Annotated in this window: 14 protein-coding genes; 7 read left to right on the top strand and 7 right to left on the bottom strand. The window is 74.1% G+C overall.

Annotation, left to right across the window (positions count from 1 at the left end; translation table 11 throughout):
* Window positions 1–6 precede the first annotated feature (6 nt).
* Genes Q2K16_RS07570 through Q2K16_RS07560 form a run of 3 tightly spaced genes read left to right on the top strand, consistent with a single transcriptional unit; the run spans window position 7 to window position 2,158 of the window.
* Window positions 7–852 (top strand): HpcH/HpaI aldolase family protein, encoded by an 846-nt coding sequence (locus tag Q2K16_RS07570; protein ID WP_302744369.1) that lies wholly within the window; start codon window positions 7–9, stop codon window positions 850–852.
* A 25-nt stretch (window positions 853–877) separates the two neighbouring features.
* The gene (locus tag Q2K16_RS07565) at window positions 878–1,252 is read left to right on the top strand and encodes a cupin domain-containing protein (protein WP_088647236.1); all 375 of its coding nucleotides are present in this window, start codon (window positions 878–880) and stop codon (window positions 1,250–1,252) included.
* 6 nt (window positions 1,253–1,258) lie between these two features.
* Complete coding sequence (locus tag Q2K16_RS07560) at window positions 1,259–2,158, top strand: ribokinase (protein ID WP_302744368.1); 900 nt, start codon at window positions 1,259–1,261, stop codon at window positions 2,156–2,158.
* Between the two features lie 242 nt (window positions 2,159–2,400).
* On the opposite strand, the gene Q2K16_RS07555 is transcribed toward Q2K16_RS07560, so the two are convergent.
* The gene (locus tag Q2K16_RS07555) at window positions 2,401–3,510 is read right to left on the bottom strand and encodes an acetamidase/formamidase family protein (protein WP_302744367.1); all 1,110 of its coding nucleotides are present in this window, start codon (window positions 3,508–3,510) and stop codon (window positions 2,401–2,403) included.
* Between the two features lie 310 nt (window positions 3,511–3,820).
* Between Q2K16_RS07555 and Q2K16_RS07550 the strand changes: the two genes are divergently transcribed.
* From Q2K16_RS07550 to Q2K16_RS07535, 4 genes are read left to right on the top strand one after another with little or no spacing between them, the layout of a single operon-like run.
* Window positions 3,821–5,200, top strand: coding sequence for an aromatic ring-hydroxylating oxygenase subunit alpha (locus tag Q2K16_RS07550; RefSeq protein ID WP_302744365.1), 1,380 nt, complete (start codon window positions 3,821–3,823; stop codon window positions 5,198–5,200).
* A gap of 41 nt (window positions 5,201–5,241) precedes the next feature.
* Window positions 5,242–5,730, top strand: a complete 489-nt coding sequence (locus Q2K16_RS07545; RefSeq protein ID WP_158224284.1) for an aromatic-ring-hydroxylating dioxygenase subunit beta — start codon at window positions 5,242–5,244, stop codon at window positions 5,728–5,730.
* Window positions 5,731–5,752: 22 nt separating this feature from the next.
* Window positions 5,753–6,070 carry a Dabb family protein gene (locus tag Q2K16_RS07540; protein WP_302744364.1) on the top strand — a complete coding sequence of 106 codons (318 nt, stop codon included), beginning with the start codon at window positions 5,753–5,755 and terminating at the stop codon, window positions 6,068–6,070.
* Window positions 6,067–6,960, top strand: a complete 894-nt coding sequence (locus tag Q2K16_RS07535; RefSeq protein ID WP_302744363.1) for a VOC family protein — start codon at window positions 6,067–6,069, stop codon at window positions 6,958–6,960. Before Q2K16_RS07540 ends, Q2K16_RS07535 begins: the two co-directional genes overlap by 4 nt.
* Window positions 6,961–7,219: 259 nt before the next feature.
* Here the strand turns inward: Q2K16_RS07535 and Q2K16_RS07530 are convergent, their stop codons facing one another.
* The 6 genes from Q2K16_RS07530 to Q2K16_RS07505 form a co-directional block, all read right to left on the bottom strand.
* On the bottom strand, window positions 7,220–7,576 hold the full coding sequence (locus tag Q2K16_RS07530) for a nuclear transport factor 2 family protein (protein WP_302744362.1): 357 nt from the start codon (window positions 7,574–7,576) through the stop codon (window positions 7,220–7,222).
* The gene (locus Q2K16_RS07525) at window positions 7,573–8,031 is read right to left on the bottom strand and encodes an SRPBCC family protein (protein WP_302744361.1); all 459 of its coding nucleotides are present in this window, start codon (window positions 8,029–8,031) and stop codon (window positions 7,573–7,575) included. Before Q2K16_RS07525 ends, Q2K16_RS07530 begins: the two co-directional genes overlap by 4 nt.
* Entirely contained in the window at window positions 8,028–8,378 is a 351-nt protein-coding gene (locus Q2K16_RS07520; RefSeq protein ID WP_302744359.1) for an ArsR/SmtB family transcription factor, read from the bottom strand. Before Q2K16_RS07520 ends, Q2K16_RS07525 begins: the two co-directional genes overlap by 4 nt.
* A gap of 22 nt (window positions 8,379–8,400) precedes the next feature.
* The gene (locus Q2K16_RS07515; protein ID WP_302744358.1) at window positions 8,401–9,270 is read right to left on the bottom strand and encodes a hypothetical protein; all 870 of its coding nucleotides are present in this window, start codon (window positions 9,268–9,270) and stop codon (window positions 8,401–8,403) included.
* Window positions 9,267–10,436 carry a WxL protein peptidoglycan domain-containing protein gene (locus Q2K16_RS07510; RefSeq protein WP_302744357.1) on the bottom strand — a complete coding sequence of 390 codons (1,170 nt, stop codon included), beginning with the start codon at window positions 10,434–10,436 and terminating at the stop codon, window positions 9,267–9,269. Before Q2K16_RS07510 ends, Q2K16_RS07515 begins: the two co-directional genes overlap by 4 nt.
* A 71-nt stretch (window positions 10,437–10,507) precedes the next feature.
* On the bottom strand, window positions 10,508–12,016 hold the full coding sequence (locus tag Q2K16_RS07505; protein ID WP_302744356.1) for an HtaA domain-containing protein: 1,509 nt from the start codon (window positions 12,014–12,016) through the stop codon (window positions 10,508–10,510).
* Between the last annotated feature and the right edge of the window lie 38 nt (window positions 12,017–12,054).

Raw genomic sequence — 12,054 nt, 5'->3', positions numbered from 1 at the left:
GCCCTGATGTCCGCCGTCGGGCCGGTGTCGGGCGAGCTGCGGCCGACCCCGTCGACATCGGTCGAGCCGACCCCGCCGACCGGCGTGCACGGCCACCGCGCCCGGCTGCGGGCGACGCTGCGCGCCGGGGGCCAGCTCGCCGGCACCTTCGTCAAGCTGCCCGGCGGTGACGTGATCGCCCTGGCCGCCCGCTCCGGACTCGACTTCGTCGTGATCGACCTGGAGCACTCCGGCCTGGACGAGCGGACCGCCACCGACCAGCTCCGGCTCGCCGCCCTGGCCGGCCTGCCGGCACTGGTCCGGGTGCCGGCCGTCGACCCCGGCCAGGTCAACCGGCTGCTGGAGGCCGGGGCCGTCGGGATCCAGCTGTCGACCGTCCGCCGCCGGGCCGACGTCGAGGCGCTGCGCTCGGCCAGCCGGTACGCCCCGCACGGGCGGCGCAGCATCAGCCTGGCGCACCCGTCGGCCGGGTACGGCGGCGACGGCCTGGACCGCTACCTCGCGGTGGAGGCCGAGCACCCGCCCGTACTGGTGGCCCAGATCGAGACGGCGACCACCGACGACCCGCTGCCCGCCCTGCTGGCCGGGGTGGACGTGGGCTTCGTCGGGACCACCGACCTGGCGGTGAGCCTGGGCCTGGCGACCACCGACGACCCGGGGCCGCTGCTGCGGCGTACCGGGGACATCGCCGCCGCGGCCCGCACGACCGGGACCCACCTCGGCGGCTGGGTGCCCGAGCGGTCCGCCGTGGCGCTGGACCGCTGTGGCCTCACCGACGCGCGTTACCTCGTCGTCGGCTCGGACCTGCACCTGCTCGGCACCGGCCTGCGTCGGCTCGCCGCACCCCTCTGACCCGCCCGAGAAGGGACGCGTTCACATGCTCAACCCGCAGCTCTACCGCACCTCGGTCAACTGGGACGACATCCCGGCCACCGACGTCCGGCCCGGGGTGCGCCGCAAGGTGTACGCCACCGACGAGGTCCTCTTCGCCTGGCACGAACTGGCCGTCGGGATGGACCTCAACCCGCACCACCACGACGACTTCGACCAGCTGGTGCTGATCCTCGGCGGCCGGTGCAACTACTACGTCGACGGCGTGCCGCACCCGATGGGGCCGGGCTCGATGCTGCTGGTGCCGCGCGGCGCGGAGCACTACATCGAACCGACCGAGGGCCCGTGCATCAACGTGGACGTCTTCGCCCCGCCCCGGGCGGACTTCCTGCCGCACGCCTGGCGTCCCGGGCAGGGCTGACCGGCGATGACCGACATCGTGGTGGTGGGCAGCCTCAACGTGGACGTGGTGGTGCCGCTGCACGAGCTGCCCGCCCCCGGGCAGACCGTGCTCGGCGCGGCCGACCATCGGCGGGCCGGCGGCGGCAAGGGCGCCAACCAGGCCGTCGCGGCCGCCCGGCTGGGTCGCCGGGTAGCGATGGTCGGCGCGGTCGGCATCGACGCCGACGGCGACTGGCTGCTCGGGCTGATCGCCGCCGAGGGGGTGGCCACCGAGGCGGTGGTGCGCGCCCCCCGGCCCACGGGGCAGGCGATCGTGCTGGTCACCGCCGACGGCGACAGCACCATCGCGGTCAGCTCGGGGGCGAACATGTGGCTCGCGCCCGAGCATCTCGGCCCGCTGCGGGACCTGCTCGGGTCGGCGCGGGCGGTGCTGCTGCAACAGGAGGTCGACGCCGCGGTGGTGGCCGAGGCGGTCCGGCTGGCCGAGGGGCTGGTGGTGCTCAACCCGGCACCGGCCCGCCCGGTCGACCCGGCGACCCTGGCCCGGGTCGACGTACTGGTGCCCAACCGGGGTGAGCTGGCCGCCCTGGCCGGCGTGCCGCCGACGGACGCCGGGGTCGACGCGCTGGCCGCGCTGGCCCGGTCGCTGGGCACCCGGGGGCCGGTGGTGGTGACCCTCGGCGGCGACGGCGCGCTGGTCGTCACCACCGACCGGCAGTGGCTGATCCCGGCGGAGCGGGTCGACGCGGTCGACGCCACCGGCGCCGGGGACACCTTCTGCGCCGCCCTGGCCGACGCGCTGCTCGACGGCGCGGCGATCGACGAGGCGGCCCGGTGGGCGAGCCGGGCGGCGGCGGTGACGGTCACCCGGCCCGGGGCGATGGAGGCCGCACCCCGTCGCGTCGAGGTCCCCACCGCCGCCTGAACCCCACCCCGTCGGCCCGGCCGGGCAGCGCCGCCCGGCCCGGCCGTCGCCGCCGCGGTCCCCGGTCCTGCCGCCCGTCGCATGCTGCCTGTCGGCGACGGTGCGGCCCGGCTCCGGCCGGCTGCGCCCGCTGCCCCCGGCCTGTCCCGGTCGGGGGCAGCGGCGTGGCGGCGACCTCGCGCGGGGCGGTGCGCCGCCCCCGGCCCGCGGCGCAGCGCCACGGGCCGGTCGGCGGTGGCCGGTCAGAAGTGGGCCGGGAAGTCGGCCTTGCGGATCAGGCAGTGGATGCCCTTCACCCCGTCGACGACCTGGCTCACCTCGAAGTCGGCGGCGGCGCTCAGGTAGGCCAGCGCGGTCTGCGGCGGCATGCCCTGGGTGCGGACGAGGAAGTCGACGGCGGCCCGGACGGCCCGACGCATCGCCTCGTCGAGGTCGCCGTGCAGGCCGACCGGCAGCCAGTGGGTGGCGGTCTCGCCGAACGGCCCGTCGACGGCCCCGAGCAGGCCACCGGCCTGCGCCCGGGGGATCACCGACAGCCGCAGGGTGGCCCGCAGCGGTGCCTCCAGGGCGGTCAGCGCCACCTCGCCGTCGCCCTGGGCGTAGTGCGGGTCGCCGGCGTAGAAGCCCGCCCCGGGCAGTTGCACCGGCAGGTAGAGGGTGGAGCCGACCTGGAGTTCGTTGATGTCGAGGTTGCCGCCGAACGCGCCGGGCGGCACCGAGTGCACCGGCTCGTCGGTGTCCACGGCGACGCCCATCAGGCCGAGGAACGGGGCCAGCGGGAAGGTGGCGGCCCGCCCGTCGCCGTACGGCAGGGTGCCGAGCAGCCGTCCGCCGCTGTGCAGCACCCGGGTGAAGTGGGAGACGGTGCCGTACTCCCGGGGGCCCTCGGCGTCCGGGCCGGGGTCGGGCGGGGTGAGCGGGTACTCGCCGGGCAGCGCGCCGTAGCCGTGCCGGCTGCTGATGAAGCCGTACGGGGCGCGGACGAGCAGGTCGAGCACCTCGACCCGGAGCAGGTCGCCGGGTTCGGCCCCGGCCACCGCGACCGGGCCGGTGACCACGTGCGGGCCGTCGGCGTCGTAGTCGTGGGCGACGTCGGAGGCGGCCAGGTCGCGGGCGTCGGCGAGGACCTGGTCGCCTGGCACGTCGAACTGCTTGAGGAAGCCGACCGGGTCGCGGCCCTGGTCCTCCAGGATGCCCTCGTGGCTGAGCGTGTCGATGGTCACGGTCTCGCCGGAGCCGACCCGCAGCACGGGTTCGTGCCGCCGGTTGGGCAACCGGCCCCACAGGCAGGTGTCGGGGGTGCTCGGCAGGTAGTGGGTTCCACCGATCGGGCCATCGTGCGGCTGGAGCATGACATCCTCCGGAAGGGGTGACACCGGCTGGCGGTGCGACGGGACGGCGCGGCCCGGTGCGGGTGGCCGGCGGCCGGCGACGGGATGCGCGGGCCGCGTCCGAGGGCCGGCGATCGGGGTCGGGCGGATCGGCCGGGCCACGTCGGATGCAGGGGATCGTGACCGGCGAAGCAACCGTTGCGTGTTGCGTTCGTATTAACAGCGAGTAACCCGGTGCCGGAGTCTGCCCTGCTCTTGACAGTTGCCATGGCCGAGTAGCAGCATCGTGTAGCGAGATGCTGTCTCGCATGACGTAGAAGGCGGTGAGGTGATGGCGCAGCAGACGCCGGTACGTCCGCTCGGTGCCACCGGTGACGGCGCGATGATCGACGAGGACTGGGAGGCGCTGCGGTTCCGGGTGCACCGCTCGGCGTACCGCGACCCCGAGGTGTTCCGGACCGAGATCGACCGGATCTGGAATCACACCTGGCTCTATCTCGGCCACGAGACCGAGATCCCGAAGGCGGGTGACTTCAAGACCCGCACCCTCGGCGGTCGACCGCTGATCTTCTGCCGGGACGCCGGCGGCGAGGTGCGGGCCTTCTTCAACGCCTGCACCCACCGGGGCACCGTGCTGTGCCGGCACAGCGAGGGCAACACGAAGTTCTTCCAGTGCTTCTACCACGCCTGGGCGTTCAGCAACTCCGGCGAACTGGCCGCGCTGCCCGGCGACGACGCGTACCCCGACGACCCCGCCTTCCGGGCGTCGATGGCCCTGCGCCAGGTGCCCCGGCTCCAGATCCACGAGGGGTTCGTCTTCGTCGCCTTCGACCCGGACGTGCCCGACCTGCTGACCCACCTCGGGCCGGCCGCGCACTACATGTCGCTGACCGCGAAGATCGGCGAGCACGGCATGACCACCCTGCCGGGCGTGCAGCTCTACAGCGTGAAGGGCAACTGGAAACTCGCCGTCGAGAACGCGATGGACGGCTACCACTTCGCCCCCACCCACAACACCTTCGTCGGCTACCTGCGCGAGACCGGGTTCGCCGTCACCGACGACGACCAGTACGCCTACGACCTCGGCGGCGGCCACGGGCTGCTGGTGCTCACCGGGCACAACGGCCGGATCGGGATGGTCTGGGAGCCCCGCTTCGGCGACGAGGAGAAGACCCGCACCGTCGCCAAGCGCCGCGAGCTGGAGGCCCGCCTCGGCCCCGAACTCGCCGCCGAGGTGGCCGACGCCAGCCGCATCCTGTTCGTCTTCCCCAACCTGCTGCTGTTCGACCTGGAGGCGCTGACCATCCGGCAACTCGAACCGGTCGCCGCCGACCGCACCGACGTGCGGGCGTGGCAGTTCGTCGAGGTCGGCGAGCCGGAGTCGGTCCGCGCGCTGCGGATCAAGACGATGGTCAGCTTCGTCGGGCCGGGCGGCCTGGCCACCCCCGACGACATCGAGGCGTACGAGGCGGTGCAGCGCGGCATCACCGCGACCGCCGACTCGGTCGACCCCGCCCACGACTGGAGCGACATGTCGCGGGGCATGGCCAACGAGAAGCAGGGCAACCAGGGCCGCTCGATCGACGAGGGCGCGATGCGCAGCTTCTGGCGGCGCTGGGCCGAAAAGGTCGGGGCGGGCACCAGCGTGGCCGGCGACCCGCCGGCCGGTACGCCCGCCGCCGGACCCGCCGCGGGAGGTGCGGGCAAGTGAGCGCGTCGACGACGGCCGGGAGCCGTGGGGGAGTGGTCAGTGTGGCATCGCGCGAGGTGACCCGGGCCGAGGTGGAGGAGTTCCTCTACCGGGAGGCGCAACTGCTCGACGAGTGGCGGCTCGACGAGTGGCTCACCCTCATCGAACCGGGTGGCCGGCTGGAGGTCCCGACCACCGACTGGGCCGGCTGGGACGCCACCACCGCCGGGTACTTCGTGGCCGACGACTACGAGCTGATCCAGGCCCGGGTCAAGCGGCTCAAGAGCCGCAAGGCGCACGCCGAGAACCCGCACTCGCGGACCCACCGGATGGTCTCCAACGTGCTGCTGCTGGAGGCCGGCGCGGAAACCGTCTGGATCAGCGCCAACTTCATCATCCACCGCTACCGCGACAACGGCGCCTACACCTACGTCGGCCGCTACGAGCACGTGCTCAAGGTCGACCCGGACGGGCTGCGGTTCCGGCTGCGCCGGGCCGTCCCGGTGATGGAGTCGATGGACCCCGGCGCCCGACTCAGCTTCATCCTCTGAGCCGGCCGCCATGATCACCCACATGCTGGTCTTCCGGTTCCGCGACGACCTGCCGCCCGGCGCGGCCGAGTCCGTCCTAGCCGAGCTGGAGACCTTCCCGAGCCGCTATCCCGCCATGCGCAACTGGCGCAGCGGGGTCAACGTCAGCACCCGCGACACCAGCATGACCCACGGCTTCGTCGTGGAGTTCCCCACCGAGCAGGACCTGCTCGACTACCTGCACAGCGACTCGCACGAGCGGTTCGTCAGGGAACGCTGGCGTCCGGTCATCGAGCGTCAGGCCATCGTCAGTCTCCCCACCGCCGGGGACGCCCAGCCCATCGAGAGGGGTCACAGATGACCACCGAGGCCACCGCCCGCCGCCGTGGGCCCTACGGCATGGAGTACGCCCGGATCGAGGTGCCCGACCTGGCCGCCTCCATCGAGTTCCTCCAGTACCACGTCGGGCTGCAACTGGAACAGCACGACGACGAGTACGCCTTCCTGCGCGCCGACCTCGAACACCACAGCATCGAGCTGGTCGCCGCGCCGCAGCGCACCGAGTCGTGGACCACCGCGGTCGGGTTCAGCGTCGAGAACGACGCCGTCCTGGACGACCTGCGCGACCGGGTCACCGCCGCCGGGCACGAGGTGTTCGAGCTGGCCGACCGGGTCAAGGGCCTGGTCCAGCGGGGCTTCGCCGTCCGCGACCCCAACGGGCTGATCGTCGAGCTGTTCACCGAGTTCCAGGAGTACGCCGAGCCGCCGCTGATCGAGCTGCGCCCGCTGGACCTGGTGCACCCGTTCCTCGCCACCGACAAGTACGACGAGACACTGGCCTTCTACACCAAGGTGCTCGGCTTCCTGGAGTCCGACCACGTCGGCGACGTCACGGTCTTCCTGCGCAGCGAGGACCGCTACCACCACAGCCTGGCGATCCAGCGCAACAACGAGTTCTACGTCGCGCACCTGTGCTTCATGATGAAGAGCTTCGACCACGTGATGCGCGGCCGGGCACGGGCCCAGTACAAGCAGGTCCCGATCGCCTCCGACCTGGTCAACCACTCGGCGTCCACGTCGATCGCCTTCTACATGCACGACACCCGGCACGGGCCGCGCTACGAGCTGTGCGACAGGCACCGGGTGTTCACCCCGGAGGAGCACGAGACCCACCGGGCCCGGCGGATGGCGGTGGACCCACGCAACATCGACGTGTGGCGTCCCGCCGCCGACGACTGGGCGCGTTTCTGACCCGCGCCCCCGTCAGGACCGGCCGGCGGACTGTCGTACCCGCCCGCCGGTGAGGGGTGCGAACGCGGGGTGGCCCGGTCAGGGGGCCACCCCGCACTCATCTGCGTCGCGTGCCCTGTGCGTACCGGCGCTCCTCCGACCGTCCGTCGGCGGTCGGGCGCGGACGGTCCCGCCCCGGCCGGGCCCACGCCCACCGCGGGCCGGTGCCCCCACGGCACCCCGGACAGCGCGTTTCCACAGGCCACACCGGTACGCGACGTCAACGCAGCGGCACGACGTAGGAGTCCACCCGGGCGATCAGGCCGTCGCGGAAGGTGAACAGGTCGTTGAAGGCGAAGTGGAACGGTCCGTGATCGACGCTCGACCCCCGGCCCTCGCCGGTGACCACGACGACCGGCCCGTCCTCGATGACGCGGTGGACGTCGAGCGCGGGGCTGCCGGTGAACGCGGGGTTCTCGATCTCGTCGTCGAACTCGGTCTGGCCGTGGGTGCTCCGGTGGCCATGGATGACCCACTCGACGTCGTCGGTGAGGGTGGTGAGGATGCGCGGGTGGTCGCCGGTGCGGAACCCGGCGAAGTATTCCGCGACGAGGTGGCGTTGGGTCGGTCGGGTCATGGCGTGGGTGGCCCTCCGGTCGGTCGGTGCAGATGTGCGGCAAGGGCGTCGAGGATTGCGGCGAGCCCATCGGCGGCCCGGGCGGTGCGTAGTTCGGCGGGAAGCCGTCGCTGGTGGACCGTGAGGTCGGTACCGTCGGCGGCGGGCCGCAGGGTGACGGTCGTCCGTAGACCGGTGACTGGTTCGTCGAAGACGAGTTCGTGCGGCGCGGCGACGCGGACGTAGACGAACCGGAGCGTCCGGGTGCGGCCGTCCGGCGCGCGGGTGTCGAGGGTGAACTCCCCGCCGCGGCGCAGGTCGACGGCGACCGAGCCCGGCGGCACGGTGGCGTGCGAGCCGCCCCAGAAGGCGGCGATGCTCGCCGGCGAGGTGAACGCCGCCCATACCCGCTCGGGTGAGACGTCGAGGTGCCGGCCGGCGATCAGTTCGTCGCCGTGCAGTCGTGCGTCGGTCACCGTGCCGCCCCGTTGTCGTCGAGGTGTCGGACGAGCGCGTCGAGCCGGTCGTTCCAGGTGCGCCGCTGCTCGTCGATCCAGGTGCCGAGCAACGAGAGCCGGTCGACCCGCAGCCGGCACGGGCGTCGGGTGCCCTCGCGTCGCTGCTCGACCAGGCCGCACCGGCGTAGGACCCCGACGTGGTGGGAGATCGCCTGTGTGGTCAGGTCGAACGGCTCGGCGAGCTGTCCCACCGTGGCGTCACCCCGGGCAAGACGGGCCACCAGGGCGCGACGGACAGGGTCGCCGAGCGCGGCGAACGCCGCGTCGAGGTCGGGCTCCGGGTCGACGGCAGGCGCGGTGAGCATGCTCCTACCCTAATACAAATTTCTACTTGTGCAAATGCTTACTTGTAGAGCCCGCCCGGGATGTCGCGCGGCGTGCCGGGCGGGCGAACAGCAGAGCCGCCGTGAGCACGGCCGCCGCCACCGGCAGCCCCCAGGGCCGCCGGCTGGCCGCCACGGTGAACGCGACCGGTCGACCGGGCGTCACGATCCGCCCGTCCACCTCGTAGTTGCCGAAGGGGGCAGCGCCCGTGGACACCGGCAGGTGGTACTCCCGGGTCTGCCCGGCGGCGATGCGGCCCAGCGCCGGAGCGGCCACGATGGTCCGGGCCCGTCCGGGCGGCCCGACGGTGAGCTGCACCGGCGGGTCGGTGACGTCCTCCGCGCCGGGGTTGTGCAGGGTGATCCGGACCGCGAGTTCGCCAGGCAGGCCGAACCAGCCGCGCGGCCCGGACCGGTCGTCGGCGCGTACCCGCACCAGGGTCAGCCCCGCCGGGACGGTCGGCGTGACCGCCGGGGCGTCGACCCCAGCCAGGGTCAGGTCGGCGGTGGCGGTGGCGGTGCCGGTCGGTGTGCGGACCCGCAGCACGCAGGGGCATGCCACCGGCGGGGCGGCCACCAGCACCGGCAGGGTGGCCCGGCCGGACGGCGGCACCTGGCCGTGGGTGGCGGCCCCGGTCGCGCAGTCGAGCACCCCGCGTCGGGCGGCGTTGCCGCACACCTCGGCCTGCACGGTGCCGGCCGGCCAGCCGTCGAGGCCGACCAGCACCCGCTGGCCGACCCGCAGCGTCCCTGCCGGCACGGTGACGCCGGGACCACCGCCCGCCGGGGTGCCGGCCGCGGCGGTTGCCCCCGGGGCCGGAGCCAGCGCGGCGGCCACCGCCAACAGTGCGACGGAACGCAGCGGCCCGGTCATCGGGCGGGCGGGGCGTCGGGACGCGGGTCGACATCCGGAGCCGGCCCGTCGGCGGTAACCGGAGTCGGTCCGGTGGCAGCGCCGGGCGCGGGGGAGGCGGTCGCGGCCGGTCGCGGGGCAGCGGCCGGGGAGCCGGCAGGGTCCGGGGTGGACGGTCGACCGGCGGTAGCGGCGGCCCGCCGTCGCCACCACCGCAGCCCGGCCCAGCCGGCCGCCCCGGCGAGCAGGGCCAGCAGCAGCCACGGCGGGGCCCAGACCCCGGCGGTACGGACCACCGGCGGCAGCGCGGTGTCCGTGGTGGTCGCCGCGATGTCGACCTCGGCGGTCAGTCGCAGCAGCGGGGGCACACCGGTGATCCGTTCAGTGACCGTGAAGGTGGCCCCGGGCAGCAGTTCCGGCAGGTCGGTGGGGGAGGTGCGGGCCTGCTCCCGGCCGAACGGCGCGCGTACGGTCACCGTGCCGCTGCCGCCGACCCGGACGTTGCCGTCGTTGCGCAGCCGGTAGCGGACCACCAGGTCGCCGCCGCCGAACGGGTTGACGGGGTTGGCGTAGGAGACGTCGACGGCCTCCACCGTGACGGCGGGCCGGACCGGGCCGGTGACCCGGAGGTAGACCCGGGCGGCGAGTCGCTGGTCGACCAGGACGCGCTGCCCGTCGGCGGTGGTCCGGACCCGGGCCACGGCGCCGATCACGCCGCCGGTGTGGTCGCCCGGGGTGGCGTTGGCCGGCACGGTGAGCCGGAACGGGATGTCGACCCGCCGGCCCGCCGGGATCGTCCACGTCCGCCGGTCGACGCTGATCCACGAGCCCACGTCGGTGGCCGGCCGGTCCGCCGGCAGCAGGGCGAACGCCCCGTCGGTGGAGGTGTAGGCGTCGGTGCCGTACACGTCGAAGGTGAGCGGGCGGTCGCCGAGGTTGGTGACGCCGACGTGGTCGGTCAGGGTGCTGCCCGGGGCCAGGTCGTAGATGAAGTAGTTACGCCCGGTCGGGCCCTTGGCGCTGGACGGCTGGACCGCCCAGCGCGCCGCGCCGGTCTCCCCGGCGGCCACCGTCGGGCCGGGCGACGGTGCGGGCGCGGCGGGGGCCGGTGCGGGCGGTGCGGTCGCCACGAGCAGCGCGGCGGCGAGCACGGCGCTCGCCCGGGTCAGGGTGGTACGTAGGGACATGCCGGGCTCCGGAAGGGTGATCGGGCCCGGTGGGACGGGTGGCGAGCCCGCCCCACCGGGGTGTTGCCGAATCAGGAGAGGGTGAGGGTGAGCACCGCGCTGTAGTCGCCCGCCGCAGCGGACGCCGGAACCCCGAGCCGGAGTTCGGCTCCACAGGTGAAGGTGCCGTTGCTCGCCCCGGTCGCCGAGGTGCACAGCGCCCGGGCGGTGCCGAGACCGGCGCCGGGCGCGGCGGGCGCGCCCGGGGTGACCACGCCGGGGGTGCCGGCGAGGCCGTCGGTGCCGACGGTGGCGTTCGGCGTCCACCCGAGGTTGTCCGCGGCGATGGCGCCGCCGGTGGCCGAGGCGAAGTCGGAGACCTGCCCGACCAGGCTCCAGCCGGCGTTGGTGCCGCGCAGGTCGGCCACCGTGGCGGCGTTGAGCGCCCCGGTGGTGACCTGCCCGTTGCTGACCGGAGGCAGGGCGACCGTGGCACCGGCGACGCCGAGGGTCAGCGCGCCACCAGTGACGGTGGTGGTGATCTGCTGGTCGGCGTCGCCGCCGCCGGCCGGCGTACGGGCGAAGGTGACCGGGGTGAAGGTGTCCTGGCTCCGGTCGGCCGCGCCCCGGGCGGCGAAGGTGATCACGTAGCACTGCACGGCCGTGCAGTCGACCCGGTTGCCGGTGCGGTCGGTGTAGACCGCGCTGATCGGCAGGGTGGTGCGGAACGTGCCGTCGGCGTTGAGCCGGTCGCGGGCCTCGGTCGGCTCGTTCGTCTTGTTGACCCACTTGGTGACCTGGAGGACACCCGCGTTGGTCCAGTGCTCGTCGACCTTCGGGCCGAAGGAGACGTAGATGCCCGCCGCCCCGTTGGCCTCCGGGTCGAAGCCGCTGCCGGTGACCGTGACGGTCGCCCCGGCCGGGTCGAGCCCGGTGGCGGGGGTGACGCCGACCGCCGGTGCGGCCGGTTCGCCGCCGCCACCGGTGGAGAAGGTGAACGACAGCGGGTCGAGCGCGGTGCCGGCGGAGTAGAAGCCGTTGAACGCCGAGGCGCCCTCGGCGGTCAGCGTCGCCGCCAGGTCGGTCGCGGTCACCGTGCCGCCGCTGCCAGCGGGGTTGCCGTCGCTGACGGCGACGGTGGCGATGGTGGCCTGGCGGACCGAGACCGGCTCGGCCGCCGTGCTGGTGAGGTCCACGTCCGCCGTGACGGTGGCGGTGCCACCGGTCATGACGATCGTCGGGTTGGCCAGCGCGATGGTGAAGAAGTGCGCCGGGTACGAGAAGACGATTTTCCCGCCGTACTCGGCGTCGATGGCGCCGGTGCCGGCGTCGTACGTGCCGCCCTTCGCCGGGAAGGTGAAGGTGCCGTCGCTGTTGATGCGGGCGCCGTCGCTGGCGGCGATCGGCGGGTTGCCGTTGCCGGTGTTCACGTAGGCGCGGAACGATGCCTTGAAACCCCAGGTCAGGCTGCCGGAGCGGATTTCCGCCCCGGCGGCCTGGGCGGGGCTGACCCCGACGAGGACTGTCGATGCGCCGAGCAGGGCGACCGCCGCCCAGCGCAACGACCGCCACCGACCGGTACCGGTTCTGGATCTGACCATGCTGCTCCCTCTCTTGTGCCCAATACGGACAGTGGTTG

The sequence above is a fragment of the Micromonospora cynarisoli genome (assembly GCF_030518815.1).
GTDB classification, from domain to species: domain Bacteria; phylum Actinomycetota; class Actinomycetes; order Mycobacteriales; family Micromonosporaceae; genus Micromonospora; species Micromonospora wenchangensis.
Note: the sequence above shows the minus strand (reverse complement) of the source record. Positions and strands in the feature narration are given on the sequence as shown.

Bases quoted from the DNA above. Each gene is read 5' to 3' on its own strand.
- Q2K16_RS07570 (WP_302744369.1), top strand. From the start codon at position 7: ATGTCCGCCGTCGGGCCGGTGTCGGGCGAGCTGCGGCCGACCCCGTCG.
- Q2K16_RS07565 (WP_088647236.1), top strand. From the start codon at position 878: ATGCTCAACCCGCAGCTCTACCGCACCTCGGTCAACTGGGACGACATC.
- Q2K16_RS07560 (WP_302744368.1), top strand. From the start codon at position 1,259: ATGACCGACATCGTGGTGGTGGGCAGCCTCAACGTGGACGTGGTGGTG.
- Q2K16_RS07555 (WP_302744367.1), bottom strand. From the start codon at position 3,510: ATGCTCCAGCCGCACGATGGCCCGATCGGTGGAACCCACTACCTGCCG.
- Q2K16_RS07550 (WP_302744365.1), top strand. From the start codon at position 3,821: ATGGCGCAGCAGACGCCGGTACGTCCGCTCGGTGCCACCGGTGACGGC.
- Q2K16_RS07540 (WP_302744364.1), top strand. From the start codon at position 5,753: ATGCTGGTCTTCCGGTTCCGCGACGACCTGCCGCCCGGCGCGGCCGAG.
- Q2K16_RS07535 (WP_302744363.1), top strand. From the start codon at position 6,067: ATGACCACCGAGGCCACCGCCCGCCGCCGTGGGCCCTACGGCATGGAG.
- Q2K16_RS07530 (WP_302744362.1), bottom strand. From the start codon at position 7,576: ATGACCCGACCGACCCAACGCCACCTCGTCGCGGAATACTTCGCCGGG.
- Q2K16_RS07520 (WP_302744359.1), bottom strand. From the start codon at position 8,378: ATGCTCACCGCGCCTGCCGTCGACCCGGAGCCCGACCTCGACGCGGCG.
- Q2K16_RS07515 (WP_302744358.1), bottom strand. From the start codon at position 9,270: ATGACCGGGCCGCTGCGTTCCGTCGCACTGTTGGCGGTGGCCGCCGCG.
- Q2K16_RS07510 (WP_302744357.1), bottom strand. From the start codon at position 10,436: ATGTCCCTACGTACCACCCTGACCCGGGCGAGCGCCGTGCTCGCCGCC.
- Q2K16_RS07505 (WP_302744356.1), bottom strand. From the start codon at position 12,016: ATGGTCAGATCCAGAACCGGTACCGGTCGGTGGCGGTCGTTGCGCTGG.